At 40.4% G+C, this 25,612-nt stretch carries 23 protein-coding genes, 1 tRNA gene and 1 riboswitch; of the genes, 11 read left to right on the top strand and 13 right to left on the bottom strand.

Annotation, left to right across the window (positions count from 1 at the left end; genetic code table 11):
• Positions 1-23 precede the first annotated feature (23 nt).
• The 5 genes from wecA to PULV_RS16410 all read right to left on the bottom strand — a co-directional run bounded on the left by wecA (position 24) and on the right by PULV_RS16410 (position 6,223).
• The gene (gene wecA / locus PULV_RS16430; protein ID WP_086744212.1) at positions 24-1,079 is read right to left on the bottom strand and encodes a UDP-N-acetylglucosamine--undecaprenyl-phosphate N-acetylglucosaminephosphotransferase; all 1,056 of its coding nucleotides are present in this window, start codon (positions 1,077-1,079) and stop codon (positions 24-26) included.
• Positions 1,080-1,301: 222 nt separating this feature from the next.
• Complete coding sequence (locus PULV_RS16425; protein ID WP_193332266.1) at positions 1,302-3,971, bottom strand: SLBB domain-containing protein; 2,670 nt, start codon at positions 3,969-3,971, stop codon at positions 1,302-1,304.
• Positions 3,972-4,087: 116 nt separating this feature from the next.
• Positions 4,088-4,864, bottom strand: a complete 777-nt coding sequence (locus tag PULV_RS16420) for a DUF481 domain-containing protein (protein ID WP_086744210.1) — start codon at positions 4,862-4,864, stop codon at positions 4,088-4,090.
• Between the two features lie 28 nt (positions 4,865-4,892).
• Positions 4,893-5,711 (bottom strand): mechanosensitive ion channel family protein, encoded by an 819-nt coding sequence (locus tag PULV_RS16415; RefSeq protein ID WP_086744209.1) that lies wholly within the window; start codon positions 5,709-5,711, stop codon positions 4,893-4,895.
• A gap of 146 nt (positions 5,712-5,857) precedes the next feature.
• A complete protein-coding gene (locus PULV_RS16410; RefSeq protein WP_217895801.1) occupies positions 5,858-6,223 on the bottom strand; it encodes a YbaN family protein in 366 nt (121 codons plus the stop codon).
• Positions 6,224-6,329: 106 nt separating this feature from the next.
• On the opposite strand from PULV_RS16410, the gene PULV_RS16405 reads away from it, so the two are divergent.
• The 3 genes from PULV_RS16405 (at position 6,330) to PULV_RS16395 (ending at position 7,612) form a co-directional block, all read left to right on the top strand.
• Positions 6,330-6,405: transfer RNA gene (locus tag PULV_RS16405), tRNA-His, on the top strand.
• A gap of 115 nt (positions 6,406-6,520) precedes the next feature.
• Complete coding sequence (locus PULV_RS16400) at positions 6,521-7,093, top strand: YceI family protein (RefSeq protein WP_086744207.1); 573 nt, start codon at positions 6,521-6,523, stop codon at positions 7,091-7,093.
• A gap of 3 nt (positions 7,094-7,096) precedes the next feature.
• Positions 7,097-7,612, top strand: coding sequence for a DUF1285 domain-containing protein (locus PULV_RS16395; RefSeq protein WP_193332265.1), 516 nt, complete (start codon positions 7,097-7,099; stop codon positions 7,610-7,612).
• Positions 7,613-7,708: 96 nt separating this feature from the next.
• Here the strand turns inward: PULV_RS16395 and rpmE are convergent, their stop codons facing one another.
• The gene (rpmE, locus tag PULV_RS16390; protein WP_086744205.1) at positions 7,709-7,924 is read right to left on the bottom strand and encodes a 50S ribosomal protein L31; all 216 of its coding nucleotides are present in this window, start codon (positions 7,922-7,924) and stop codon (positions 7,709-7,711) included.
• Positions 7,925-8,277: 353 nt separating this feature from the next.
• Between rpmE and priA the strand changes: the two genes are divergently transcribed.
• The 5 genes from priA (at position 8,278) to PULV_RS16365 (ending at position 13,485) form a co-directional block, all read left to right on the top strand.
• Positions 8,278-10,455: a primosomal protein N' gene (priA, locus tag PULV_RS16385; RefSeq protein WP_193332264.1), complete on the top strand. Its 2,178-nt coding sequence runs from the start codon at positions 8,278-8,280 to the stop codon at positions 10,453-10,455.
• A 144-nt stretch (positions 10,456-10,599) separates the two neighbouring features.
• On the top strand, positions 10,600-11,112 hold the full coding sequence (locus tag PULV_RS16380) for an SPOR domain-containing protein (protein ID WP_193332263.1): 513 nt from the start codon (positions 10,600-10,602) through the stop codon (positions 11,110-11,112).
• Between the two features lie 81 nt (positions 11,113-11,193).
• Positions 11,194-11,712, top strand: coding sequence for an ATP-dependent protease subunit HslV (hslV, locus tag PULV_RS16375; protein WP_193332262.1), 519 nt, complete (start codon positions 11,194-11,196; stop codon positions 11,710-11,712).
• 12 nt (positions 11,713-11,724) lie between these two features.
• Positions 11,725-13,053 (top strand): HslU--HslV peptidase ATPase subunit, encoded by a 1,329-nt coding sequence (gene hslU / locus PULV_RS16370; protein ID WP_086744201.1) that lies wholly within the window; start codon positions 11,725-11,727, stop codon positions 13,051-13,053.
• 60 nt (positions 13,054-13,113) lie between these two features.
• Positions 13,114-13,485: a gamma-butyrobetaine hydroxylase-like domain-containing protein gene (locus tag PULV_RS16365; protein WP_193332261.1), complete on the top strand. Its 372-nt coding sequence runs from the start codon at positions 13,114-13,116 to the stop codon at positions 13,483-13,485.
• Here the strand turns inward: PULV_RS16365 and PULV_RS16360 are convergent.
• The 3 genes from PULV_RS16360 to PULV_RS16350 all read right to left on the bottom strand — a co-directional run bounded on the left by PULV_RS16360 (position 13,482) and on the right by PULV_RS16350 (position 16,989).
• Positions 13,482-15,362 (bottom strand): methyl-accepting chemotaxis protein, encoded by a 1,881-nt coding sequence (locus PULV_RS16360; protein ID WP_193332260.1) that lies wholly within the window; start codon positions 15,360-15,362, stop codon positions 13,482-13,484. The genes PULV_RS16365 and PULV_RS16360 overlap by 4 nt on opposite strands.
• A 71-nt stretch (positions 15,363-15,433) precedes the next feature.
• Positions 15,434-16,468, bottom strand: a complete 1,035-nt coding sequence (locus tag PULV_RS16355) for an MJ1255/VC2487 family glycosyltransferase (protein ID WP_193332259.1) — start codon at positions 16,466-16,468, stop codon at positions 15,434-15,436.
• Entirely contained in the window at positions 16,465-16,989 is a 525-nt protein-coding gene (locus PULV_RS16350; RefSeq protein WP_086744197.1) for a phosphatase PAP2 family protein, read from the bottom strand. Before PULV_RS16350 ends, PULV_RS16355 begins: the two co-directional genes overlap by 4 nt.
• 170 nt (positions 16,990-17,159) lie before the next feature.
• Here PULV_RS16350 and rraA point away from each other — a divergent pair, with 170 nt between their 5' ends.
• Together rraA and PULV_RS16340 are read left to right on the top strand one after the other, a co-directional pair.
• Positions 17,160-17,708, top strand: a complete 549-nt coding sequence (rraA, locus tag PULV_RS16345; RefSeq protein WP_086744196.1) for a ribonuclease E activity regulator RraA — start codon at positions 17,160-17,162, stop codon at positions 17,706-17,708.
• A gap of 3 nt (positions 17,709-17,711) precedes the next feature.
• Positions 17,712-18,767 carry a formimidoylglutamase gene (locus PULV_RS16340; protein ID WP_193332258.1) on the top strand — a complete coding sequence of 352 codons (1,056 nt, stop codon included), beginning with the start codon at positions 17,712-17,714 and terminating at the stop codon, positions 18,765-18,767.
• Positions 18,768-18,777: 10 nt separating this feature from the next.
• Here the strand turns inward: PULV_RS16340 and PULV_RS16335 are convergent, their stop codons facing one another.
• Together PULV_RS16335 and hutI are read right to left on the bottom strand one after the other, a co-directional pair.
• Complete coding sequence (locus PULV_RS16335; RefSeq protein ID WP_086744194.1) at positions 18,778-20,589, bottom strand: GGDEF domain-containing phosphodiesterase; 1,812 nt, start codon at positions 20,587-20,589, stop codon at positions 18,778-18,780.
• A gap of 141 nt (positions 20,590-20,730) precedes the next feature.
• Entirely contained in the window at positions 20,731-21,960 is a 1,230-nt protein-coding gene (hutI, locus tag PULV_RS16330) for an imidazolonepropionase (RefSeq protein WP_193332257.1), read from the bottom strand.
• Positions 21,961-22,095: 135 nt separating this feature from the next.
• Between hutI and hutC the strand changes: the two genes are divergently transcribed.
• Positions 22,096-22,809 (top strand): histidine utilization repressor, encoded by a 714-nt coding sequence (hutC, locus tag PULV_RS16325; RefSeq protein ID WP_193332256.1) that lies wholly within the window; start codon positions 22,096-22,098, stop codon positions 22,807-22,809.
• A 50-nt stretch (positions 22,810-22,859) separates the two neighbouring features.
• Here hutC and PULV_RS16320 read toward each other — a convergent pair whose 3' ends face one another.
• Positions 22,860-24,707 carry a TonB-dependent receptor domain-containing protein gene (locus tag PULV_RS16320; protein ID WP_193332255.1) on the bottom strand — a complete coding sequence of 616 codons (1,848 nt, stop codon included), beginning with the start codon at positions 24,705-24,707 and terminating at the stop codon, positions 22,860-22,862.
• A gap of 35 nt (positions 24,708-24,742) precedes the next feature.
• Positions 24,743-24,911: riboswitch (cobalamin riboswitch) on the bottom strand.
• Positions 24,912-25,056: 145 nt separating this feature from the next.
• Complete coding sequence (locus PULV_RS16315; RefSeq protein WP_086744190.1) at positions 25,057-25,539, bottom strand: YajQ family cyclic di-GMP-binding protein; 483 nt, start codon at positions 25,537-25,539, stop codon at positions 25,057-25,059.
• Positions 25,540-25,612 lie beyond the last annotated feature (73 nt).

Genomic DNA, 25,612 nt, shown 5'->3' with positions numbered 1-25,612 from the left:
TAGCTAAAGCACGTTACAAAAACCTATTTTTTGTAACGTCTTAAAAAACGAGCTACTCTCCAGCAATGTTGAATGCACGCTGAGTACGCGATAAAAACTAATACAAAAAAGCTCAACATGATTATATCAGGAATCAACAGCAACTCACCGAGAATACCAATGCCACTCATCACCATGGAAAACATTATAATCACAGAAAGCGCTCTGCGTGGGCTAAACCCAATACGCATAAAGACATGATGTAGATGATCTCGGTCAGCCATAAAAGGAGATTGCCCTTTGCGCAACCGGCGAATTATGATTGCCATCATATCCATCAGTGGAATTGCAATAATCCATAATGCGGTAACTGGTCTAAAAGCAATGCTTTCTCCCTGAGTACAAACCATCAAAAACCACACCACGCTCAAGCCAATAAACATTGAGCCAGCATCACCCATAAATATTTTTTTATTCCGATGGCCTTTTACACCTAAGTTAAAAGCCAGATAAGGAACTATCGTGGCTATAATAATCAAAGGAAGCGATGTAATAGAAAAGCTACCGCTAAACAACATTAATAAAAATACAGATACAAGGGTTGAAATACTTAATGAGCCAGCTAAACCATCAATTCCATCGATCATATTAAATGCATTGATAGCCGCGATAACGCTAATAATAGTGAATGGAATACCGATCCAAGCAAGGTCTATATCACCTGTTGCGAATAAATCACCTAAGTTATGGATATAAATATCTGAACCCCACATCATTACAAGTGCAACTAAAGTCTGAATACATAATCGAATCTTCACACCTAATTGGCGGTAATCATCAATCACACCCAACATTACAATCGCACCTGCACAAACGAGGTAGCTAACTAAAGGCTTATCAAGAGGAAAAAAAATCAAAACGGATATTAATACCGATGCAAATATACTTACTCCACCGATTAATGGAATTGACCCGATATGCTTTTTTCGACTGCAAGGCTCATCAACAAGGCCAACTTTTATTGCCAAAGGTTTGATAGTAATGATCGCGATATATGATGCAAGAAAAGCAAAAAAGACCGTTAATGTTTCTGTAAACATAATATAAAATACAATTCCAATTGTGGTTAATATTGTAATGCAGGTAATGAGAAATACAAATTTATAAAATAAAATTAGTAAAAAACAGCACCTTAAAGTACCTAAATAGAGACTAACGCACGAAAAAACCATTAATCTCTATTTAATCGAACAAAAGTTTTAAAGCCTAGAATACTCTTAACTCAAATAACCTTATTCATCGTTTTTAAAATGCCTGTAACCTTATTTTATTAGTACTGATAACGACGCAGCTGCAGTACCTAAGTTATAGATAATACTCGTTACAGTACTCCATAATGTAAGGCTATCCATATGTTCCGCATCGAGCGGAACAACAATTGTATCACCAGCTGCAAGTGTATAATTTGAAGAGACAGAAAACCAACGCCCTTCATTTGGCATTTGTACCGACCCATTAGCTTTTATAATATAGACTCGCTCTTCATCAGCTCTCTGTTTGAAACCACCACTAGCTGCAATATACGATTCTAAGGTCATCTCTTTATTATATAAGTGAGAAGTTGCTAAATTAACCTCGCCAATCACATTAATCGTATTTTGAACCGCTGGTACATATAAAGCATCGCCATTTTCAAGTTCAAGTGATTGCGAACCGTTGTAAATCTCATTAATATCTATAACTAGACGCCCTAGAGCCTCCACTTCAGATAAGTCTTCTAAAAGTTTATTGGTATCATCATAGCTCAATGATGAATCTGTCACTGAATTTTGAAAACTTCGTGATGCAATTTCGCGGCGTAAATCCTCTGATAATTTTTTTAGCTGTGCCCGTTCTTTTAAACGTATTGATTCTCGAGTAAAAATAGCACCTTCCGGAGCCGAAAACTCGGTAAAACCGCCAGCCCTGTTCAGCACACTATCAAGCGTTTCACCACGTTTAATTGAATAAGTACCTGGAAAACGAACTTCACCAATCAACTGTACTGACACTTCCTCTTGCCAATTGGGCACTGAAAAAACATTCAGTGAATCCTTACTCTGAAGACGATATTGATTATCTGACTTATTGTTAAGTGCGGATTCAATACTGAAGTCAATGTGTTGTACTTTATTAACGCTATTTTGTGATAAGCGAGTTATTTCGGCTCTATCTAAAAACGCAGATTCTAGTAATCCACCTGCGGCAGATATAGCATCTGCAACATGAGCATTTTTTACTAGCGGGTACACCCCTGGAAAACGCACTTTGCCATTCACTGCAATCAATTGTGCTTCATTTCCTGAGGAAGCTTGTTGTTGCAACTTAAGTAAAATCGGTTTCAATAATAACTGACGGCTAAAGAGAGAGTATTCATCTTCTTTCAGCTCTTCTTTTTCACCCTTTAATAACTGAGTCAGGCTATCTACATCTTTTTCTTTAAGCTCTTTCTCTTCAATATAAATACCAATGTACTCTTGAAATTTTCGATTTTCATATTGCTGCCAAAGCTCAACTTTTTCTTGTAATGCTATTTGATCTTCGGTGTATGCCATATTTGAAAGCACGCGTTTTTCATCCACTTTCTCTTCAAAGCGACTAAGAACTACAATCACATCTCGAGGCTGTAATTCTATATCAAATGAAGGATCTTTGTTTGCTTCCAACAATGAAAATTGTAAAACCTCTATTTCTCCATTGATATTTTTCTCGCGAACAATTAAAGAATAATCAAAATCAGCAATAGGCAGTACATCAGTCTTTAAAGATGAAATAAGGCTTGATACACGATCTCCTTTTTGCCAAGCATAATTTCCAGGATGTGCCACAGCTCCCATTAAGGTGACTGCGTTTTCAAGTTCTTTGGATGAAGCCTGAATTTTAATGGCATCCCCATCTTGCGGATAATAATCAACTGGTTTTTGTGAGAAATCGAGAGTTAAAACCGTTTTAAAACTATTGCCAGTGTAGCGCTCCACCAAGGTTTTTTGCGGGAAGGCCTCTGCTTTAAACCCACCAGCCATTTTAATTAAATCTTCAGCTGTTTCATTGTCTTTTAATTCAAAAATCGCAGGGCGTTTCACCAAACCTGAAATAGTAACTTGCTTACCAACAGCTGGCACAAAAACCACATCACCGGCTTTAAGCATCACGTCATTTGAACTATCACCTCGGATTAATAAATCATAATAATCCAATGTTGTAATCGTTACTCCAGCACGTTTTAGTTGAATGTTTCGTAGCGACCCAATATCACTGACGCCGCCCGCAACAAACAAAGCATGACTCAAAGACGACAAAGAAGAAACAGTATATGAACCAGGTTTATAAGCTTCGCCTAAAACCATTACTCGCATTGAGCGTAATTTACCAAGCGATACAAAAGCCTTTACACCGATTATTTCTTGAGTGATTTTAGTTTTTATCAGCTCTTTAACTTCAGCAAAACTAAGCCCAGCTACGTGGACAGGCGTTAAATCAGGAATGGCTAAGCGTCCTTCCCGATCAACAGCCACGTCATACATTTGATTTTCTTTACCGTATAAGTTTATTTGAAACTCATCACCACGTCCCACAATGTAAGTGTCTGGTACAGCCGCTGTCTCACTTGGTGTAAAAGACATCGGTTCACCTGCAAAAAGCTCATACCCAAATGGCTTCAACTCTTCGACTTCTGGCTTAAATTTTTTATCTAGCTTTTCTTCTTCTGTATCGAGCTCTTCGATTCGAGGAAAAACAGTTTGAGTATCAACTCCTGACCCAGGTTCATCGCCACTTGATTTTTTATTAAGCGAATCTAGGTCAATACCATATTGCTTTGCGAGAACTTTTTGTTGAGATTTCGGTAACTTTTTAAACTGTTCTAATTGCTGTGGTGTAGGTGATGCAGCATAAGCGCTATTAATTGTACCTATGAGTACTAACGTAGAAAAGATTAAGCTTAAAAATTTCACGCAAACCCCTTATATCAAGAATAAAAGTCAAAACAAAGGCAGCCATTCTACCTGACTTTGAATATAAAAAAAAAGGGAGCTAATGCTCCCCATTACAAATAATAACAATTTATAGCTTAGAAATTGTAAACTAAGGTTAAAACAGTCTCTGTATCTGTGTTTTCTTTGTCATCAGATACATCACTATTGTGAGTCACGTTAAAGCCAACTTTCATTTGCATTGAGCCATTGATCTTCGTGAGCAACGCTGTTTCTGATTTAGTTTTAGTATTGGTGTCACCATACTCAACTTGCACTAGTTGCGTGAAACGAGCACCTTCACTAATTTGCCACTTAAAGTTAACCATACCTAGCGCAATCGCTTCGCCATCAGTTTCACCGGCGACTAAATTACCCTTAGAGTCTTTCGCTGTACTTGTCTCTGAGTGTTTGAAATATTTATAACCAGGACCAATTTCAGCATCAAGTTTCATTGTGCTCGTTTCATAAAAACGCGCGCCATAACCGAGCGATGCTAATGTTTCATGGCGGTATGCACCAAAATAATCAGACACGTGCGATCCATACATGAAAAAATGAGAGTGTTTTTCGCCTACTTCATAGTTTCCTTTCGCAGATGCTGAGTATTTTTCATTGGTGCGCTGAGTTTCTTTTGCACCAGAATCAAGCGTCACTTCATCTTCTTTGTATAAACCATCAAGCTTATACTCATTGATCCAGTTTTCTAAATTATGTTGCGCGGTAATCGCGCCTTTTAGTGTGTTGGTTTTTGTATTACCACTTGTGGCAATTAGACCTAACTCACTGGATACTTCCCACGTTTTGTCAGCTTCTTCAGCATAAACGGATGTCGCAGAGGCCAAAATTGCTGTGGCTAATAATAACTTTTTCATTTAAAACCTTTTTAAATCTAAATTGAGTCTATGCGTCTTTATGTACATGCACATCCATTTGAGGATATGGAATTGCAATGTTGTTCTCGTCTAAAGCAATTTTGATATTTTCCATTAATGCAAAATAAGTTGGCCAGTAATCACCGCTATTCACCCAAGGGCGCACAACAAAGTTAACACTAGAATCAGCCAGCTCTAAAACAGCAACTGTATAAGCAGGCTCTTTTAGTACACGCTCATCAGCGTTTAATACATTCTCTAGCACTTGCTTAGTTTGCTTTAAATCAGCTTCATAGCTCACACCAATCACTAAATCGATACGACGTGTTGCTTCACGAGAAAAGTTTGTGATTGCTCCCCCCATAATTGCTGAGTTCGGCATAATAATGACTTTGTTATCAGGCGTACGTAATTCTGTAGAAAAAATTTCGATTTTTTGTACGCTACCTGACTTACCACCCGCTTCAACAAAATCACCCGCTTTAAATGGTCGAAGAATAATAATTAATACACCAGAAGCGAAATTAGACAGTGACCCTTGTAGCGCCAAACCAACCGCCAAACCTGCAGCACCTAAAATAGCCACAAACGATGTTGTTTGAATGCCCAGCTGAGATAAAGCCATCAAAATGACAGCTGCAAACACTAATGCATAAATAATGCTTGATAAAAAGCTCGATACAGCTTTGTCTACATTGCGTTTTTCTAATCCTTTAGCGGTTAGTTTACCGGCAAAATGAGCTACTTTATTACCAATAATAAAGATAACTATTGCAAAGATAGCTTGAATACCATAGTGCAAGAGTAAATCCGAGTTATTCGTTAACCACTCAATCGCTTTATCCATGTTTTATTCCTGATGTATCAAATTTAGGGATGGTAATTATATCGAACTTTATTTATGCAGTAATGAAAAAAACAATAAATTTTTATTCTATTTTTAAATAAATCATCAATTCAGTCAGCGAAGGTTCACAATCCCCCTCTAGTACCTTAGTGTGAGCTCGGTCGAGTCCAAATAAATAACAGCACCAATAACATAACAATAGAGACAGCAATCTTTAACCACAACGCAAATGGCAAGTAAAATAAAGGATACGAAATCATCGCCACCATCGAAAACGTAGCGATTAACTTCGCCCGAAAGCTAATCACACCATATTGCTGCCAATCAGCAATCAGCTGACCGAATAAACGATGCTCCAATAACCATGTATGTAAGCGAGTTGAACCTTTTGAAAAACAAAATGCAGCCAATAATACAAATGGCGTGGTCGGTAATAACGGTAATACAACCCCAACGATACCAAGCATCAGGCTCAATAAGCCAAAAAACAACCAGAGTGTTTGTTTTACCACCAAATAAATACCTTTATCTATTTTATTTAAAAAAAGAGTATCACAACTCTTCCCATCTACTGTTATTTTATGTATTATGCGCGCCACACCAAACATGGTGTTAGTGGCGGTTGTAGCTCAGTTGGTAGAGCCCCGGATTGTGATTCCGGTTGTCGCGGGTTCGATCCCCGTCAATCGCCCCATTATTTACTCCCTCTCTAGAAATAAAATTCACCTTATTAAATATCTCATTTTTACTACAAAACCATTCGCTAAATGATATTATCTGCCAAATTTATTTTTTGGACAGTTATCACCATGTTAAAGACCCTAATTCTTCCTGCACTCTGTCTGCTGAGCACCTCAAGTTTTGCCCATTGGCAAATTGATAACGCGCAAAGCCGTGTAAACTTTGTATCGATTAAGAAAGATACCATTGCAGAAACCCATTTTTTTAAGTCGCTCTCAGGTGAAATAAAAGATAACGGTCAGTTTAGTATGAATATTGATCTCACTAGCATCGAAAGCAACATCGCAATCCGCAACACTCGTATGCAAGAGTTTCTATTTGAAACAGCTCAGTTTCCTCATCTTACACTTTCAGCCAATGTTTCATCTGCCCTAAGCAGCGTCAAAAAAGGCCAATCAACGATGATGAGTCTGCCAGCGAATATTTCTCTGCACGGGGTTGATAAAACGATCAATGTCGATGTATTGATTACACATCAGATCACAGGTGACTTAATTGTGGCTTCAATGATGCCTGTATTGATCAATGCCGCTGATTTTGGCTTAACGGCTGGCATTGATAAATTACAGCAGCTTGCTGGTTTGCCCTCTATCGCAAAAGCAGTGCCTGTGTCATTCGTATTGACGTTAGAAAAACATTAATCAATGGATTTAGTCGCGCTCAGTCATCATATTGAAGGGAAACGGCCCGATTTAGACAATTGGCATCCTCCTTTTTGTGGTGATATCGATATACATATTCAATCAGATGGGCGTTGGTACTTTCAAGGTACTGAAATTAAGCGAATAGAAATGGTAAAACTATTTGCATCTGTGATGATCAACGAAGGAAATCAATATTTTTTAAAAACCCCAGTCGAAAAAGTCAGAATAAAAGTTGATGATGCACCTTTTTTAATTGTTGATTACACCGAAAAGCACACAGATCAAGGATTAGCGTTATGTTTGCTCGACAATCTCGCGCGTACCTTTGTATTATCTCCAAAGCATCCTTTAGTTTTACAGCAGCATTCTGGGCAAACACTCCCCTACTTGCTACTTGACCATGGCTTAAGCGCTAAATTAAACAGAAATGTTTATTATCAATTGGCCCAACAAGCCACCGAGGAAGATGGGTTATTTATGATTAAATCTGGTAATCACGCCTACCGCTTGGGTTAAATTAACGAAGGCGTCGCTTAAATAAACATTTAATCACAAATGACGAGCACAAAAAAAAGCACCCTTAGGTGCTTTTTTTTGGACAATAACAACAAATTATTTTTTGCTGCTAAGTGCGCCAAAACGCTTGTTAAAGCGATCAACACGACCACCTGTATCAAGAATTTTTTGCTTACCAGTGTAAAACGGGTGACACTCAGAACATACGTCTAAGTGAACGTCTTTACATAAAGTAGAGCGAGTAGAAAAACTGTTACCACATGAACAAGTGGCATTGATTAATTCGTACTTAGGGTGGATATCTTTTTTCATAGTAACCTCAGGTAAGGCCGTATCGCTCTCCAAACCCGAAGTCTGGCACCATACGTAGTTAAACAAATGTAGTTAGGGCGCGTATTTTAGACAAATCAGTACACCGACACAAGCGTTATCTTCCATCAAACAAACATTATCTCTCTCACTTTGATTCTTTTAATTAAAATGCACAAGCGCTGCGCGCAAGTATTTTGCGGCAGGTGCTCTAATTACTATCGATATTCAGCCAGTATCATACTCATGAACCCAAATCATTTTCGAGTTAACGGCTACCTCAATGCAACTCGCATCTTGCGCTATGTTAGGTATATAATCACGCTAAGTGATTGGTCAGGCTGATTTTCAAATCAATGAACATAGTAGAAGTTGCAATTAAAGTTCCACTCAATCGAACGTTTGATTACCTAGTGCCTGATACAGTGATGGAGCAGATTGCACCGGGTATGAGAGTGGAAGTCAACTTTGCGAATCAAAAGAAAATTGGCATCGTTTTAGCTCAAAAAGATCACAGCGAATTTGCTATCGAAAAACTTAAACCCATCAATAGCCTGCTCGATACAACACCAGTATTCCAAACACAAATTCTCAACTTACTTAAATTTGCAAGCCAATACTATTGCTTTCCCTTGGGAGAAACGCTGCAGCTGGCCTTGCCCAGCTTACTCAGAAAAGGCCAATCACCAGACAAAACCAGTGTCACTTACCTAGATCTAACCCAAATAGGGCAAAACACTGACTCACTGCGTGGCGCAAAACAGCAGGCGTTACTGACTCACTTAAAAGAATCAGGCAAAACACCGCTTACAGAAATGAAAACGCTTGGTTTTGCTAGCCCCACAATCAAAAGTTTATTAACGGCCAACATTGCTCATCAATTCATTGAATACGACAATCAATGGCAACAACACGCCCTAGAAATCCACAACCCACTGACCCTCAATGCCGAACAAGCTGTGGCATGTGCCGCAATTAAACAAGCGAAGGGCTATCAGACTTTTCTGATTGAAGGGGTAACGGGTAGTGGAAAAACAGAAGTGTATTTGCAAGTACTGGCCGATATTCTCGCAGCTGGAAAGCAAGCATTGGTATTAGTACCCGAAATAGGCCTCACACCACAAACCGTTAATCGCTTTCGACGCCGTTTTCCAAACACGCCAATTATGCTTTGGCATTCAGCACTGAACGATAGTGAGCGCCTGCAAACTTGGCGTTATTGTGAACAAGGTAGCTGTGCGATAGTTATTGGGACTCGCTCTGCTATTTTTACCCCTTTTCAGCATTTAGGCATGATCATTGTTGATGAAGAACACGACAGCTCATTCAAACAGCAAGACAGCCTTCGTTACCACGCCCGAGATTTAGCCGCATTTCGGGCTCATCAAGCAAATATTCCTTTGGTACTTGGAACCGCGACACCCGCACTAGAAACATTGCACAAAGCACTCACTAACAAATACCAACTTTTAAGCCTTAATCAACGCGCACAAACAAGTACCGACAACCACTATCAACTAATTGATATGCGCGGCCAAAAAGATCAAGCGGGCATTGCCAATAGTTGCCTTCCCGTTATCGAGCAACATTTAGCTAAGCAAAAACAAGTGATGATTTTTTTAAACCGAAGAGGGTTTTCACCTACTTTAATTTGTCACGAATGCAGCTGGGTCAGCAATTGTAATCGCTGTAGCACCAGTGCAACCTATCATAAAAACTCTCGTGCTTTGATTTGTCACCACTGCGGAGAGCACGCCTCCCCACCAATGCAGTGCCCTGATTGTGGTAGCACGCAAATATTTCCCGCTGGCAAAGGAACCGAACAAGTCGAAGAGTTTTTAGCTCAGACATTTCCTGATATCCCACTTAATCGCATCGACCGAGATACCACTCGTAAAAAAGGCAGCCTTGAAAGCGCCTTAAATGACATCAATACCCCCGGGGCTCGGCTGCTAATTGGCACACAAATGCTCGCAAAGGGACATCACTTCCCAGATGTCTCATTAGTGGTTATTTTAGATGTCGATTCAGGCTTATATTCATATGATTTTCGAGCCACAGAGCATTTAGCTCAATTGATTACGCAAGTATCAGGACGCGCAGGACGAAGCGGTGAGCCAGGTACCGTTTTACTTCAAACCCATTTTCCTGAGCATCCATTGTTACAAGACTTAATCAATAACGGTTATCAAGATTTTGCCCGCTACGCCTTAACAGAAAGGGAGCTTACGACATTTCCTCCCTACTCGCAGATTGCTTTGATCCGTGCGCAAGCTCACAACTCACAGCATGTCTTAGCATTTTTACATGATCTTGTTCCAAGCGAGCTACCTGAAGGGATTGAATTACTGGGCCCACTCCCCGCTCCACTTGAAAAAATTGCGGGGCAATACCGCTATCAACTCCATATCCAAGCGAAAAATAGAACCTCATTACACAGCTATTTACAACAACTCACCGCTTACCTAAATAAAAGTAAGCTTGCAGCTAAAGTGAGATGGCACATAGATGTCGATCCCATAGATCTCAATTAAGAGCCTGTGCAGTACATTAATTACGCTTTACTTAAAAAAGTAAGCTTTCATTTCAAATGCACTAATACATACGCATAGAAATGTATTAGACTATCGGCCTAATCCCACGCTCTTGTACTAATTTTTTAATAAGTAATATTTTTTATGGCTCAACACGACTTCATCAATAAAAAGCGACCTAGTAAAAAAGCCCCCCCTCCAAAAGCAAAACTTCCTATTGGCTTATTGTTATTAGCCATCGTTTTAGTGAGCGGGCTGAGCTATGGGCTTTGGTATATCACCCATAATAAACCGACAGTTAAAACAACTGAGCAACCGAAGCCGACCGTCAAAGCGCAAAAACAACCTGAAGTGAAACCACAACCACCTAAATTCATTGAAGAAATAAAAAGCCACGAAGTAGAAGTAGAAGTAACAGAACAAGAACAAAAAGGGCCTTATGCATTAATATGTGGTTCGTTTAAAACCAGTGAACGTGCTGAAGCGCAAAAAGCCATGATTGCATTTCAGGGGATCAGCTCAGATATTCACTTATCAAAAAATGGCTATTATCGAGTCAAATTAGGCCCATACAGTACCAAACGCTTGGCTGAAAGTGATCGCAACAAATTAAAACGAGCTAACGCAGCGCGGTGCCAAATCCTTAACTGGTCTTGATTTTAATTCAACAACCCCCATCTCCCTCCTTAAGATAAATAAACGAGTGGCATCACTGCCACTCGCGTTTAAGGAATAACTATGACCACGATTGTGTCAGTTCGCCGAGAAGGCAAAGTAGTCATCGCTGGAGACGGTCAAGTCTCACTTGGAAATACAGTCATGAAAGGCAATGCACGTAAAGTGCGTCGTCTTTATAACGGCAAAGTACTCGCAGGGTTTGCTGGCGGCACTGCAGATGCATTTACATTATTCGAACGATTCGAAAGCAAGCTTGAGATGCATCAAGGTCACTTAACTAAAGCTGCCGTTGAAATGGCCAAAGACTGGCGAAGCGATCGCGCCCTTCGCAAACTTGAAGCATTGCTAGCCGTGGCCGACCATACCGCGTCCTTTATTATTACGGGTAATGGTGATGTTGTTCAGCCAGAAAACGATTTAATCGCAATTGGTAGCGGCGGAGCCTTTGCCCAATCAGCCGCAACAGCACTTCTTGAAAATACAGAATTAAGCGCCAAAGAAATTGCTGAAAAAAGCTTAACTATCGCAGGTAATATCTGTGTATTTACCAACAACTTCCACACAATTGAAGAGCTTTAAGAGGATTTATACATGTCTGCGATGACCCCAAGAGAAATAGTCCACGAACTGGATCAACATATTATTGGCCAAGCAAGCGCCAAAAAAGCCGTCGCTATCGCCCTTCGTAACCGCTGGCGTCGTATGCAATTACCTGAAGACTTACGTGCCGAAGTTACGCCAAAAAATATTTTAATGATTGGCCCAACAGGTGTAGGTAAAACTGAAATCGCCCGCCGCTTAGCCAAGCTCGCCAATGCGCCTTTTATTAAGGTCGAAGCGACTAAATTCACTGAAGTAGGTTATGTGGGGAAAGAAGTTGAAACGATCATCCGTGATTTAGCGGATATCGCAATCAAAATGACTCGCGAACAACATACTAAAAAGGTAAAACACCGCGCTGAAGAAGCCGCTGAAGAACGCATTTTAGAAGCTTTATTACCTAGCGCAAAAGACAACTGGGGAGACAGCCAAGAAACACGTGATTCTTCCACGCGCCAAGTGTTTCGTAAAAAGCTTCGCGAAGGCCAGTTAGACGACAAAGAAATTGAAATTGATATTGCCCAGCAGCCTATGGGCGTTGAAATCATGGCTCCTCCTGGAATGGAAGACATGACTAATCAATTACAAAGCATGTTCCAAAACCTCGGTTCTGATAAACGCGCCAAACGTAAATTGAAAATTAAAGATGCCTTTAAGCTGTTAATTGAAGAAGAAGCTGCAAACTTAGTAAACCCTGAAGAGTTAAAAGAGCAAGCGATACACGCAGTTGAGCAAAATGGCATTGTATTTATTGATGAAATCGACAAAATTTGTAAACGCGGCGACTCATCAGGCCCAGACGTAAGTCGCGAAGGTGTACAGCGTGATTTACTGCCACTGGTTGAGGGTTCAACCGTCACCACAAAACACGGCATGATTAAAACTGATCATATTTTATTTGTTGCATCTGGTGCATTCCAGATGTCAAAACCTTCAGATTTGATCCCTGAGTTACAAGGCCGACTGCCTATTCGTGTTGAATTAGAAGCTCTAACCGCTAATGATTTCAAACGAATTTTAACTGAACCTCATGCATCTTTGACAGAGCAATACCATGCACTGATGGGCACAGAAGGTGTCAAAGTTGAATTCAGTGACGATGCAATTGAGCGCATTGCTGAAGCTGCTTGGCGTGTAAATGAGAAAACTGAGAATATTGGAGCCCGCCGCCTACACACTGTGATGGAAAAACTCATGGAAGAAATTTCATTTGATGCCTCAGAAAAATCAGGTGAACATATGCGCATTGACGCTGAGTTTGTTAACAAACATTTAGGCGCATTGGTTGAAGATGAAGATTTAAGCCGTTTCATTCTTTAATTTTTAAAGGGCTAAGGGTCAAACCTTAGCCCTTGAACATTGCTTTAATAGGAACCTTTCATGCTCGTTCGCAAAGTGCATTATCATCAACAAGCCAAAACCTTAGATGTTTATTTTGATAATGGTGCTATGGTCAGTTTTAGTGCTGAGTTTTTAAGGGTTCTTTCTCCCTCTGCTGAAGTGAAAGGCCACAGCCCTGCAACAGCAACGTTAGTCGCCAACAAAAAACAAGTCGTTATCAGTAAAATTAACCCTGTGGGTCATTATGCATTACGGTTAGTGTTTGATGATGGGCACAATTCAGGATTGTATAGCTGGCAATACTTTGAGCATTTAGCCAATAACCAAGAGGCTCTTTGGCAAGATTACTTAAAAAAACTCTCCAGCAGCAATGCCACTAGAGAGTCCTTGATTAATATTAAAACCCTTTAAACTTTAAATTTAGCTATCGCACTGTGGAGTACTTTAGCTTGCTCTGAAACCTCTTCGCTGGTGTGAGCATTTGTTTCTGAGTGACTCGCGGCTTGCTCTGCAATATCTCTGATGCGAACCACATTTTTATTTACTTCAGAAGCGACTAAGTTTTGCTCATCTATCGCTGTGGCAATTTGAGTACTCATATCCATGATAGTCTGCACATTTTCAGTAATGAATTCCAACAACTCACCGGCTTTTCTGGCTTGATTGGCACTTTCATCACCTTGAGTACGACATTTGTTCATAAGACTCACCACTTCTTGAGTACGTTGTTGCAAGGTATGAATAATGCCTTCTATTTCTTGAGTTGAATCTTGCGTTCTTTGTGCAAGGGAGCGCACTTCATCTGCAACAACTGCAAATCCTCGCCCTTGCTCACCCGCCCGAGCAGCCTCAATCGCCGCATTTAACGCCAATAAATTGGTTTGTTCAGCAATTGCACGGATTACATCCAATACTGAGCCGATTGTTTCGCCATCTTTTTCGAGCAAAGAAACAACCTCTGACGCGCCTCCTAATGAGTCAGTTAATTGCGATATTTGCGCAACGGTTGAATCAACTTCTTTTTTACCGGCTAAGGCACTTTCATTGGTTGTTTCTGCTTTTTTAGCGGCTGCTTCAGTATTAAAAGAGATATCTTGAATTGTGGCTTGCATTTGTGTCGCCGCAGTGGCCACCATATCCGCTTCGTGTAACTGTTCTCTCATCCCATCACTGGTTGCTGCTGTCGTGTTCGCTAAGTTTTCTGTTGCGACTCCTAAAATACCCAGCGCCGTATTCACTTCGAAAATAAGGGTCTTGAAATCACCAATCAAACTGTCAAAATCATCGGTCATGATTGATATTTCATCTTGACCTGACGACTTCACATTAATAGTCAGGTTATTTTCGCCACGTATTTTATTAATGGTCTCACACACTTTGTTAATCGGTGTAATGATGGATCTGCTGGTAAAGAAAACCAAAAACATCACAATTGCACTGGCAACAACGAACACAGCGATACTTAAAAATTTAGCCGCAGCAAGGCCATCATCAATACGTTGCTCATTAAGCTTTACTAGACCCTGAATAAACTCATCATTATCATTGGCACTTGCAGTTAACTCACCCAGTTTGGCACTTTCTAAGGTTAACCCTAACGCTCGTTGCGCCTGAACTAAGTCAGAAAATTTTTGATGGTACACTTTGAGCAATCCATTTAACTTAGTTTTATAATCAGAAGGTAAATCACTCTGTGCAATTGCTTTTGAAAAGCTCGCTACATTATCGTTAAATTTTGCTAAGTATTTATCATCCAAACGGAGCATGAAGTCTTTTTCATTTCGTCTTAATTGCAACATCGCACTGAGCAACTCAAAATTACTTTGCTCTTTGAGTAGCGTTTCGACTTCATGCACTGCGGCTCTCAGTTGCCCATAAAGTGCATCTTTAGGGTGAAGCCCGATTGTTTTTTGTAGCTCAACAACTTCGGTAAAAACTGTATTGTATTGTGTAGTTAAGCTATCTAGCTTTTTAATATCACTAATGTCATAACTTAAATCAGATAAAATTTGATTTAATCTGGCAGACTTATCCTCTAGCTTTTTGAATTTTTCTGAAAATAATGCTAATTCGTCTTCTGACTTAAAAAACAGGAAGTTTTTTTCGTGTTTACGTAACTCAAGCTGAGTAATACTCAGCTCTTCAGTGACTTTAATCGCTTCGGTTAATTTGGCCATACTGTTCGTTTCATAAATCAATACAGCCAGCATAACAATCATGGCGATCGCAATGACCAAAGCATTTAGTTGTAACCGCAGCTTAATTGAAAATCGCTGTAACAAATCCATAGCACTCTAACCTGTTTTATTGATATTAGATAAATTATAGAAGGCTCTGATAAAACTGCGAATTCGGGGCGCTATAATTTCACGTCCTGCCATAACTGAGCACTTAAATGGCCCATATCATGCCATTGTTTTTGCTTAAGCCATTCGATTAATGGGTGGGGATCTGACGGGAAGTTTACTTGCTCTCTATTTGGAATAAGCAACCAATCTTCGAGTGCATCTGGATCTAAAAACTGCATCACTTTTGCCAAACCGATATTGCTTAACATATACGCATTAGAACTTTGCTCAAATTGCCCCTCTAACGGCTTTAGCAATAATTTTTTACCAAAACAAAGTGCCTCACTAGATAGCTCAAATCCGGCGTTGGCAATCACACCGCTTGAACTACATAAATCGGTTAAAAAACCACTACGAGACGGTTTTCGTAAATGAATATGCGTCACTGACTCTTCTTGAGCGTCTGGGTGATAACAATAAAATTCAAAGTGTGGGAAACCTTTAAGCAATTCAACCACTTTGCCCAATGATTCAAACGGAAGATAAACAAGCACTTTATTTTTGATTGTAATTGGCGTACTTGCATGGTGATCCTGACTAATAAAAGGAGGAATAATATTGCTAGCAAAAGGTTGCCAATGCACTCCTAAATAAAAATCAGCAGGTGCAAATTTACGGATCATGGTACGTGTTAAAATATTGCTCCCTATCACTGGTACTTTAGGTGACAAAAATGCCGCTTGATGACTCATGCCAATGACTGGTACCTTTTGTTTTTTCGCTGCCCAAGCAGATATAGGCTCAAAATCATTGAAAACAAAATCATACTCACTTAAATCAAGCTCTTTAATATCTTTAAAAAATTGCTTAACTTTTGCTTGTTTTACGGTTTGCCAACCGTTTACTTTCCCCGCTTGAGTAACGAATGTAAGACCTGTCCTTGTTTGATAGTTCCCGAATGCTTCCATATCAAAATAGTCAGATGCCTCTCGGCCAGAAAAGAGATAGTCAACTTCGACATCATGCTGCTCGAACGCTTTGGCCATGACTCTTGCACGCGTGGTGTGGCCATTACCAGTCCCTTGTACTCCATATAAAATTTTCATAACACTCCTGTGATTTGCATACTTAAGTGTGCGCATCCATAACCCATAAATGAACCAAGCACGATATCTAAAGGGTAATGCACCCCCAACATCACTCGTGATAAAGCCACCAAACTCGCCCAAGTAAACAACAACACTTCATACTGAGGCAAAAAACAAGCCACGGACACGGCAAACACCCAGGCGGCGGCACTATGACCTGAGGGTAAACTAAACTGATCGCTGGGAATGATAAACGATATCCCTCCCTGCCAATGGCATGGCCGCGTTCGTTTAAATACATTTTTAAGTGCATAATACAAAGGACGTTCAATCAGAAAGCCAAGCAGTAACACATTGAGCAAACTCAAAGACTGCGGGCTGTTGAGGTAGAGTAATATCCCAGCAAACGCGATATAAACGTAGCCATCGCCAGTTTTTGATAGGTTAACAAATAAAATTTGCCACCATTTTGGGGCGTTTGGCTTAAATAGCCCACGAAAAATTGCGTGGTCCAACTCAGTGATTTTGACAAATATCATGACTCACTCCCTTGTGTTTTACTTAAGCCTAATTGGGTCAAGTAACAATTACATGAAGATTTCAAGACATTAATATTTCTATCGAAAATCGGGATTTATTTGATTGTATTGCGTCCAGACAAATGTATACTGAGACACAACCTCATTAGCTAACACCTAAGGATCAGCTCATGCAATACAATACATCTGAGTTATGTGACCAATTTGCCGAAGTAGTCGATGTTCTCGAACCTATGTTCGTGAATTTTGGTGGCAGAACTTCATTTGGCGGACAAATAAAAACCATCAAATGTTTCGAAAGCAACCAACTGATCCGTGATGCACTAGCTAATGATGGCACAGGATTAGTGCTGTTAATTGATGGCGGCGGTTCAACAAGACGAGCACTCATTGATATTGAACTCGCAGAAATTGCACTCGAAAATAACTGGGAAGGCATTGTCGTGTACGGTGCGGTCAGACATGTTGATGAGTTAGATGAACTCGACATAGGGATTCAAGCTATTGCGTCTATTCCTGTCGGTGCAGATGATAACAATAATGGTGAATATTCAGTCCCAGTAAACTTTGCTGGCGTCTCTTTTTACGAAGATGATTACATCTATGCCGATAGTACGGGGATTATAATCTCAGGTGAAGACCTTGAAGCAGATGACGATGACTTTGACTCTGAAGATGACTTTGATTCTGAAGACGAGCTTGATTCAGAACTTCGCTAAATTATGCCCTACAAGTTAAACATCTATTCAGAAAGTGATATTGCGCCATTTTTCAGCCTCCGTGAAGGAGAGCAGAAAATTGGCCAATCTCTCTTTTTTATCAATACCCAAGTCGATTTTAATCAAGCTCTGAATGATGCCGCTCAATTTGGCATTAAATATGTCTTAGTTGGTATTCCTGAAGACATTGGTCCTCGGGCAAATTGTGGGAATGGTGGCTCAGAGTTAGGTTGGCAAGCATTTTTGAGTCGCTTTTTAAATATGCAGGCAAACCGCTTTTTTGCTAGTGAGCAAATCTTACTGCTCGGTGAAATCGATGTTGCCAGTATTCAGGCTCAAAGTATAAACCTTGATGCACGCTCAACTCAAGATTTAAGTAAATTAAGACAACTTTGCGGCGAGGTTGATGATGCTGTAGAGCCCGTATTAACTGCAATATTTAATGCTGGCCTCGAACCAATTGTAATTGGCGGCGGCCATAACAATAGCTATCCTTTATTACAAGCACTTGCGAGCAGTACACATTCTCAAGTCAACGCGGTTAATCTCGACCCACATGCTGATTTTCGTTCACTGGAAGGTCGTCACAGCGGTAATGGGTTCCGTTATGCCTATGAAAATGGCTATCTTAGCAATTATCATGTCATTGGTTTGCACGAGCTGAAAAACAATGAAGCTATTTTTAACGCCCTAGAAAAAGCACATTTCACTTTTGATTCCTATCAGGCTATTAAAGTGCGCCAATCTCTGACTTTGCAGGACAGCTGCAGCCGCTTTAAATCAAAAGCGATAAAACAAGGCTTGCCATTGGGGATTGAAGTTGATGTCGACAGCATTTCACATATGCCGGTGAGTGCATTTACAAATTGCGGTTTTAGTGTCAGTGAAGCTGAGCAATTTGTGTATAACATGGCAACGTTGCCATTGAGTCGATATTTACATTTGTGTGAAGCCGCACCTCAAACTCACCCAGTGAGCCTCAATCAAGGAATGAATGAAGCAGGGCAAATCTTAAGCGCCTTGGTGTATGCATATTTAATGGGTAAACAAGCTGGCTAGCCACACTTATTTAGTATGGCAACTGTTCGGCATCTAACTTATGCTGCCACTGGTTTAACCAAGCAGTGATGCCAACAACGCTTAAAGGCCGAGCAAATAAATACCCTTGAGCGCCGTCGCATTCTAAGGTTTCTACAAATTCAAGTAGCACATTAGAGGCGACGCCTTCTGCAATCACCTTAGTATCTAAATTGTTGCACATACTGATAATGCCACGCAAAAGGTTACGTGAATTAGTATTTTGACTAAATTCAGCAATCAAAACATCATCTAGTTTTACATAGTGCAATGTTAATTTAGGTAGCTGAGTTAACAATAACGGACTGACCCCTAAATCATCTAAACACACCGGTGTGCCAACATTCTTGAGCCTTTTCAATATCGCCGCCCCTTTGTCTTCTAAATCAAGCAAAACGCCTGCAGGGCATTCGATAATTAAATATTTAGGGTTTAAATGATGGACAGCGATCAATTCAGCCAAGTACTCAACCATTTCGTCTTGAAATAGTTCAGGGCCAAATAAATTCACACTGACTGGTACTTGTATGTTTTCGACTTTAAGCATTAACGAGATCTCTGCTGCTTTTTCCAAGACCCAACGTGTTACCTCGTATGATAATCCTGCCATGCGTATTTCATTCACAAATGCAGCCGCATCAAGCAGCCCTTTTTCTGGGTGTTGCCAGCGCAATAATAACTCGATAAATAAAACCTTATTGGTTTTTAAATCAATGACTGGATGGAAATATAACTCAAATTCTTGGTTAAAATCAGCGTTCGATAAACGCATAATTTTTTCTAACTGCGCTTCTCGCGCATCAGACAGTTCTGCATGGTAATCAACAAAGGTTGCTTGCTGCTTCACCGCCATTTCAAGTGCTAAATACGCGTGTTTAAGAGTTTGTTCTGCATCGATAGGCTCTTGCGTTTGAGCAATCGGCACCATAGCTGCTTTTAGCTCTGTATTGAGCGTACAGCCCTTAATAATCACTGGTTGACTTGAAATACGGGCAAGCTCATTTATTAATTGTTGATAACGATACTGCTGAGATAAGTCTTTAACAATAAATGCAAACTCAACACTGTTAAGGCGAGCAAATCTGAAATCTTGGGTTTGACTCAACACTAAAAGTGCTTCGTCACTCAAGACTGCCTTAATGCGAGCAACAAGCTGAACCAATAACAAATCACCAAATTCATGCCCAAGCTTATGATTAATGTCACTAAAACCATCAAACTTAAACAGCACTAGCTGACAGCTCGTCAAACGAGACTGTGCCATTAAGCATTGTTTGAGTATCGCCCGATCAGGCACAACATCATGTTGGATTACTGGTTCAGGCAAATGGGTGTCTGTCGAAGTGGTCACATCCTGTTTAATGCTCAAATCGATTAATAAACATTGCGATAAGAAAAATGCGATTGGCCCCAAAGCCAAATAATCAATACTGAGTGAAAAACCAACCACCCCAATTGCAACAAGCAACATGCAGCCCAAAGCGATATAACCTGCAACAGCACTTTGACTATACCGTCGGTTATCTTTTAGCTGAAAAATTAACTCGGCAATAATGGCGAAAATAGGTAAAGCGATGAGTTCTATTTTATGAAAGCTCAAAAAAGCCAGCGATGTGACCCCCGCGGCTATATTTAAGACTCGAGTGATTACTCCCTGATTCAGTTGCGTACACAACAACCAAGAAATCAATAACATACCAGCAACAAAGCTTGTAGGGTTAAAAACATTTAGCTGCTCACTTGCCGATAACCCCAAAGAGCAGAGGCCTAACGCAGTAATTGTGAACCATTTCAAAAGACTCATGTTTCTTCCTATTCAAACTATGTTGCATGTATAGATGCACGTTGGCATGTTGGCCGTCAACTTAGAGTTAGACGTTCAAACGATGCTTGTACAAAAGTATCAGTATAAGATCTACAACGTTAACCAATCATGAACAGACAATTAACGAATGACCATCGATTGCCCTTCAATCCAAAGATCAGACAAAGGGTTAACTCCATACTGATAAGCAAGCTCTGCTGGGTGCTCAATATCCCATAAAGCTAAATCGGCATTCATGCCCACTTTTAGTATCCCGCGGTCATGTAAACCAAGTGCCGCTGCGGCATGCTTAGTGACTCCCTCGAGCACTTGTTCGGGTGTCATCCTAAAAAGAGTACATGCCATGTTCATCATCAATTTTAATGAGCAAATAGGTGACGTACCCGGGTTAAAGTCTGTCGAAATCGCAATTGGTACTTGATATTGCTGCAAGAGCGCTAAGGGGGGAAGCTGCGTTTCTCTTAACACATAAAATGCACCAGGTAACAAGACAGCCACAGTACCCGCATCGGCCATTGCTTTGACACCCGATTCATCTAAGTATTCAATATGATCGGCAGATAACCCAGAAAACTCAGCCACCAGCTGCGCACCAGCTAAATTAGACAACTGCTCAGCATGAAGCTTAACAGGTAAGCCTAAGGCTTTTGCTTTCTCAAAGACACGTCGTGTTTGTGCATTACTAAAACCTACACCTTCACAAAAAGCATCAACAGCATCTGCTAAGCCTCGCTCTGCGACCTCAGGTAACATGACCTCGCATACATAATCTATATACTCATCCGCTCGGTCTTTAAATTCAGGTGGAACAGCATGGGCACCTAAAAATGTCTTTTGCACATTTATCGGGTGATGTTGATCAAGCAACTGCGCCACTTCCAACATTTTGAGCTCATTTTCAAGATCTAAACCATAACCTGATTTGATCTCAACAGTCGTCACCCCCTCTTTAAAAAGGGTCTGTAAGCGCTTATTAGCAGCCACAAAAAGCGTCTCTGTACTTGCACTGCGCGTGGCTTTTACGGTTGAGATTATGCCTCCGCCTTGTGCGGCAATCTCTTGGTAAGAAACACCTTGTAGTCGCATTTCAAACTCTTGCGCTCTTGAACCACCAAAAACTAAATGAGTATGACAATCAATGAGGCCCGGCGTCATCCATTTACCTTTCGCCGATAAAACAGGTGTCGATAACGCATCAAAATCAGGTAAATCTTGCTGCTTTCCCAACCAAGCAATTTTCCCGTCTTTTAACGCGATAGCGCCGTTCGTAATAGCGCCATATGCGGCATCAACCGTGTTATCTAGCGTCGCAAGGTTCACGTCAATAATGACCTGATCGAAAATATGCATGTGAGAAATCCAAAATAAAAATAATTTAATCAAGTCTAACAACACGCCTTGTATATACAAGATCTCTGTGTCATCTTTGTTAACTAAGCTTCAAGTATATGGCAAGTTCGCCAATTAAACACAGGAAATCCTATTATGTTGGAACCTAAATTTGCTCAAATAAAACAACACATTATTAGCAAAATTAAGTCAGCGCAATGGGAAGAACACTCTAAAATTCCATCTGAAAATGAATTTGCAGAACAGTTCTCTGTCAGCCGCATGACCGCTCGCCGTGCCTTAACTGAACTCTGTGAGGCCGGTGTTTTAACCCGTAATCAGGGTTTGGGAACCTTTGTTGCCAGCTTTAAGTCACAATCCTCATTACTGGAAATTCGCAATATTGCCGATGAAGTAAAAGAGCGCGGCGGCCAATACAGCTGCTTACCCATTACTCTTGAGTCAATGTCAGCCATTGCGCCTATTGCGATTGCTTTAGGTGTTGAAATCGATAGTCAAGTCTATCATTCGGTTTTAGTGCATCTCGAAAATGAAATCCCTCTGCAAGTGGAAGAGCGCTTTGTGAACCCAGAATTTGCACCTGATTATTTACAACAAGATTTTGAATTAACAACACCACATGAATATTTATGTAAAGCAGCGCCTCTGACTGAAGCTAAACATACCGTGGAAGCCATCAGCCCCAACACTGAAATGTGTAATTGGCTCGCCCTTTACAATGAAGAACCGTGTTTACAAGTGATCCGCCGCACTTGGTCATCAAATGGCATTGTCAGTTTTACCCGATTAGTTTCGCCTGGCAGTAAATATCGCCTGGGTGGGCATTTAACGTTTAAAAGAAATAAATAAAAAAAACCCATCGCGTATTCTCGCCATGGGGTTTTTTATCTTTCAATCAATTAAAAACTATAATTGATTCCAACATAAAGGCGACGACCCGCCCCCACATAATTAGAGGTGATTTCACCTGTTTGCCAGTTAGTTCCCGCCACATTAGTGACATAATCTTTATCAAATGCATTCTCTAAACGCGCATTTAGTTTGATGTTGTCAACAATGTTATAGTTTGCACTGACATTCCAAAGCGTATATGACTGCAACGGCGTTTGGTAATAACTTAAACGATCTGAACGATATTGCATTTCAACTGCAAGATATAAAGCATCAATTTGTTTTGACACTGTCCAATTCACCGCATGCTTAGGTCGTAAGACTAACTGCGTACCAGTATGCTCATCTTTAGCATCTAAGTAAGTAAAGTTCGCATTGTTGTCGAATCCAAATAAGCTAAACTGACCACTGATTTCAACCCCTTCAAAGACGGCTTTAGCGACATTTTCAGGCCCTTGTACCCACTGGATAAGGTTGTCTATATCATTTTTAAATACCGCAACATCAAACTGGCCTTGCGCTAAATTCAGATTAAAACCAAGCTCAGTATTGGCTGATTCTTCTGGCTGTAGATCTGGGTTTGTGCCCCAAATTGAACTGGCATTGTTAAATGTCGGCGCCTTAAAACCTGTGCCATGGGTGGCTCTAAACATACCAATATCAGAAACAGGCAAACCAACCGCTACATTGTAGGTATTATTCACCCCAAAATCAGAGTTATCATCACGACGTACAACCGCGTTCACATTCAAAGCTTGCGAATCAAAATATCCGCCCACATACACACCTAAGTTGTCACGTGTTTCATCGGTAAAGCCTGATTTTGGTTGTTCTGGGCCAGCCCATGCATTGACTGAGTCACTTAAATCTTCATGGTTCCAATCGATACCACCAGCTAGATCCCATTGAGAATTAACATTAACAGCGAGCTGATAGTTGGCTTCTTCACGATTAGTTTGATAGTTACTCGGCTTATGCCACGCTGTTGGAACCTGCATCGTATTGAATTCTTTATCTTTGCTTTGACTCAATTGCAATTGATGATCAAACGAACCCACGGATTTTGTCCAACCTAATAAAGTGTGAAACTTTTCGAATTCTTGAAGATCGTCGCCACTGCTATCATATTCAACTTCACCTTCGCTATATTGCGTAATGAATTTGAATTCACCAAAGTCAGCGGTTTGAAAACGCGCATTAATACCCACATTTTGATTTTCATAGCCGTCGCGGTCTAAATCTTGATTGGTTGTTACATCAAAACCATCGGTTTTTTCAGCACCCGCATTTAAGACAACAGCGTAATTCTCACCGTTAAGGGCACCTGAAAATTGCAAATCGGTGTAATTATCCGCACCACTGGTAAATGCCACTGATGAGCTATCACCCGTGCGAGTGATAATATTGATGACCCCAGCTAATGCGTCAGAACCATACCAAGCAGCACGTGAGCCCTTCACGATTTCAACGCGTTCAATTGAATTAAGCGGCACAGTCGATAATGATTTATAACCCAAAGAAGCTGAGCCGACACGGATACCATCAATCAACACTAAAGAGTGGCTAGAGCTAGCACCACGAATAAACAAGCTCGTATTTTGACCTTGACCGCCGTTACGGACAATATCAATGCCACCTAGGCTTTGTAATAAAGTGGGTAAATCACGCGCATTCGCTTTATCGATATCGTCACGAGTAATAACATTTACAGTGGCTAAAACATTTTCAATTGATTGCTCAATTTTATTGCTGGTCACTGTGATCGTTTCGATTGCGTCTTGCGAAAATACAGAAGTTGAAAAAAAAGAAGTAATGGCGGCCGCCACTGCTAAGGTAGCTTTTGATTTGTAAAACATGGTATCTCCTTGTGCCCACCGCACAAATGGTAAGTAACTGAATGACAATTAAGGCCGGTCTCCGGACTGTCGGATAAATATTTATTTATCACGCTCACCGTTGCGGGGGCAGTGTTGGATATGAACTCACCAACTTCCCGATTATCCTCAAAAGCTTACATAATAAAATGAAGCTTCATTGGCACCTTAATTAAAGGTTCTGCTTAACTATCAGCATCCAATAAATAACTAATAGTGGCAATTTACGCGTATTGTGATGATCTTAAGGAAGAATGTCAACGGACGTATAGAAGTCCAAAACAGAAAGGCAAGCTAAGTAAGTTAACTTGCCTTTTGAGTAGCAGGTAATTTAATCGCGAAAGTTCTTAAATTGAAATGGCTGACCTAAATCAGCAGTACGAATAACTTGCATGGCTTCTTGCAAATCATCACGTTTTTTACCTGTCACGCGCACTTCTTCACCTTGGATAGAAGCCTGAACTTTGATTTTCGAATCTTTAATCGTTTTGACTATTTTCTTAGCCATCTCTTTTTCGATTCCTTGCTTTAGAGCAACATTACGCATTACATTTTTACCTGCTCGTGTAATATCTTGTAACTCTAAGCTTGCGACATCTAAACCACGTTTAGAAATTTTATTTGCTAAAATATCAAACAATTGCATAACTTGTGGATCAGCTTCAGCTTTTAGCTTAATCACTTTATCGTTTAATTCGATTGATGCATCCACGCCGCGAAAATCAAAACGCGTTTCTAATTCACGGTTAGCATTATCAACCGCATTCTTCGCTTCACTCATTTCAACTTCAGATACAATGTCAAAAGATGGCATAGTTTTCTCCTCAAAAATATTGCAGCGATTATACCCAAGTCACGTTGAAATGCGAATATTCCGGCATGTACGC

Origin of the sequence: Pseudoalteromonas ulvae UL12, assembly GCF_014925405.1 — a bacterium.
GTDB lineage: Bacteria > Pseudomonadota > Gammaproteobacteria > Enterobacterales > Alteromonadaceae > Pseudoalteromonas > Pseudoalteromonas ulvae.
Note: the sequence above shows the minus strand (reverse complement) of the source record. Positions and strands in the feature narration are given on the sequence as shown.

What these genes read in the sequence shown, in the direction of transcription:
- wecA (WP_086744212.1), bottom strand. Translation starts at nt 1,079, where the DNA reads ATGTTTACAGAAACATTAACGGTCTTTTTTGCTTTTCTTGCATCATAT.
- PULV_RS16420 (WP_086744210.1), bottom strand. Translation starts at nt 4,864, where the DNA reads ATGAAAAAGTTATTATTAGCCACAGCAATTTTGGCCTCTGCGACATCC.
- PULV_RS16415 (WP_086744209.1), bottom strand. Translation starts at nt 5,711, where the DNA reads ATGGATAAAGCGATTGAGTGGTTAACGAATAACTCGGATTTACTCTTG.
- PULV_RS16400 (WP_086744207.1), top strand. Translation starts at nt 6,521, where the DNA reads ATGTTAAAGACCCTAATTCTTCCTGCACTCTGTCTGCTGAGCACCTCA.
- PULV_RS16395 (WP_193332265.1), top strand. Translation starts at nt 7,097, where the DNA reads ATGGATTTAGTCGCGCTCAGTCATCATATTGAAGGGAAACGGCCCGAT.
- rpmE (WP_086744205.1), bottom strand. Translation starts at nt 7,924, where the DNA reads ATGAAAAAAGATATCCACCCTAAGTACGAATTAATCAATGCCACTTGT.
- priA (WP_193332264.1), top strand. Translation starts at nt 8,278, where the DNA reads ATGAACATAGTAGAAGTTGCAATTAAAGTTCCACTCAATCGAACGTTT.
- PULV_RS16380 (WP_193332263.1), top strand. Translation starts at nt 10,600, where the DNA reads ATGGCTCAACACGACTTCATCAATAAAAAGCGACCTAGTAAAAAAGCC.
- hslV (WP_193332262.1), top strand. Translation starts at nt 11,194, where the DNA reads ATGACCACGATTGTGTCAGTTCGCCGAGAAGGCAAAGTAGTCATCGCT.
- hslU (WP_086744201.1), top strand. Translation starts at nt 11,725, where the DNA reads ATGTCTGCGATGACCCCAAGAGAAATAGTCCACGAACTGGATCAACAT.
- PULV_RS16365 (WP_193332261.1), top strand. Translation starts at nt 13,114, where the DNA reads ATGCTCGTTCGCAAAGTGCATTATCATCAACAAGCCAAAACCTTAGAT.
- PULV_RS16360 (WP_193332260.1), bottom strand. Translation starts at nt 15,362, where the DNA reads ATGGATTTGTTACAGCGATTTTCAATTAAGCTGCGGTTACAACTAAAT.
- PULV_RS16355 (WP_193332259.1), bottom strand. Translation starts at nt 16,468, where the DNA reads ATGAAAATTTTATATGGAGTACAAGGGACTGGTAATGGCCACACCACG.
- PULV_RS16350 (WP_086744197.1), bottom strand. Translation starts at nt 16,989, where the DNA reads ATGATATTTGTCAAAATCACTGAGTTGGACCACGCAATTTTTCGTGGG.
- rraA (WP_086744196.1), top strand. Translation starts at nt 17,160, where the DNA reads ATGCAATACAATACATCTGAGTTATGTGACCAATTTGCCGAAGTAGTC.
- PULV_RS16340 (WP_193332258.1), top strand. Translation starts at nt 17,712, where the DNA reads ATGCCCTACAAGTTAAACATCTATTCAGAAAGTGATATTGCGCCATTT.
- PULV_RS16335 (WP_086744194.1), bottom strand. Translation starts at nt 20,589, where the DNA reads ATGAGTCTTTTGAAATGGTTCACAATTACTGCGTTAGGCCTCTGCTCT.
- hutI (WP_193332257.1), bottom strand. Translation starts at nt 21,960, where the DNA reads ATGCATATTTTCGATCAGGTCATTATTGACGTGAACCTTGCGACGCTA.
- hutC (WP_193332256.1), top strand. Translation starts at nt 22,096, where the DNA reads ATGTTGGAACCTAAATTTGCTCAAATAAAACAACACATTATTAGCAAA.
- PULV_RS16320 (WP_193332255.1), bottom strand. Translation starts at nt 24,707, where the DNA reads ATGTTTTACAAATCAAAAGCTACCTTAGCAGTGGCGGCCGCCATTACT.
- PULV_RS16315 (WP_086744190.1), bottom strand. Translation starts at nt 25,539, where the DNA reads ATGCCATCTTTTGACATTGTATCTGAAGTTGAAATGAGTGAAGCGAAG.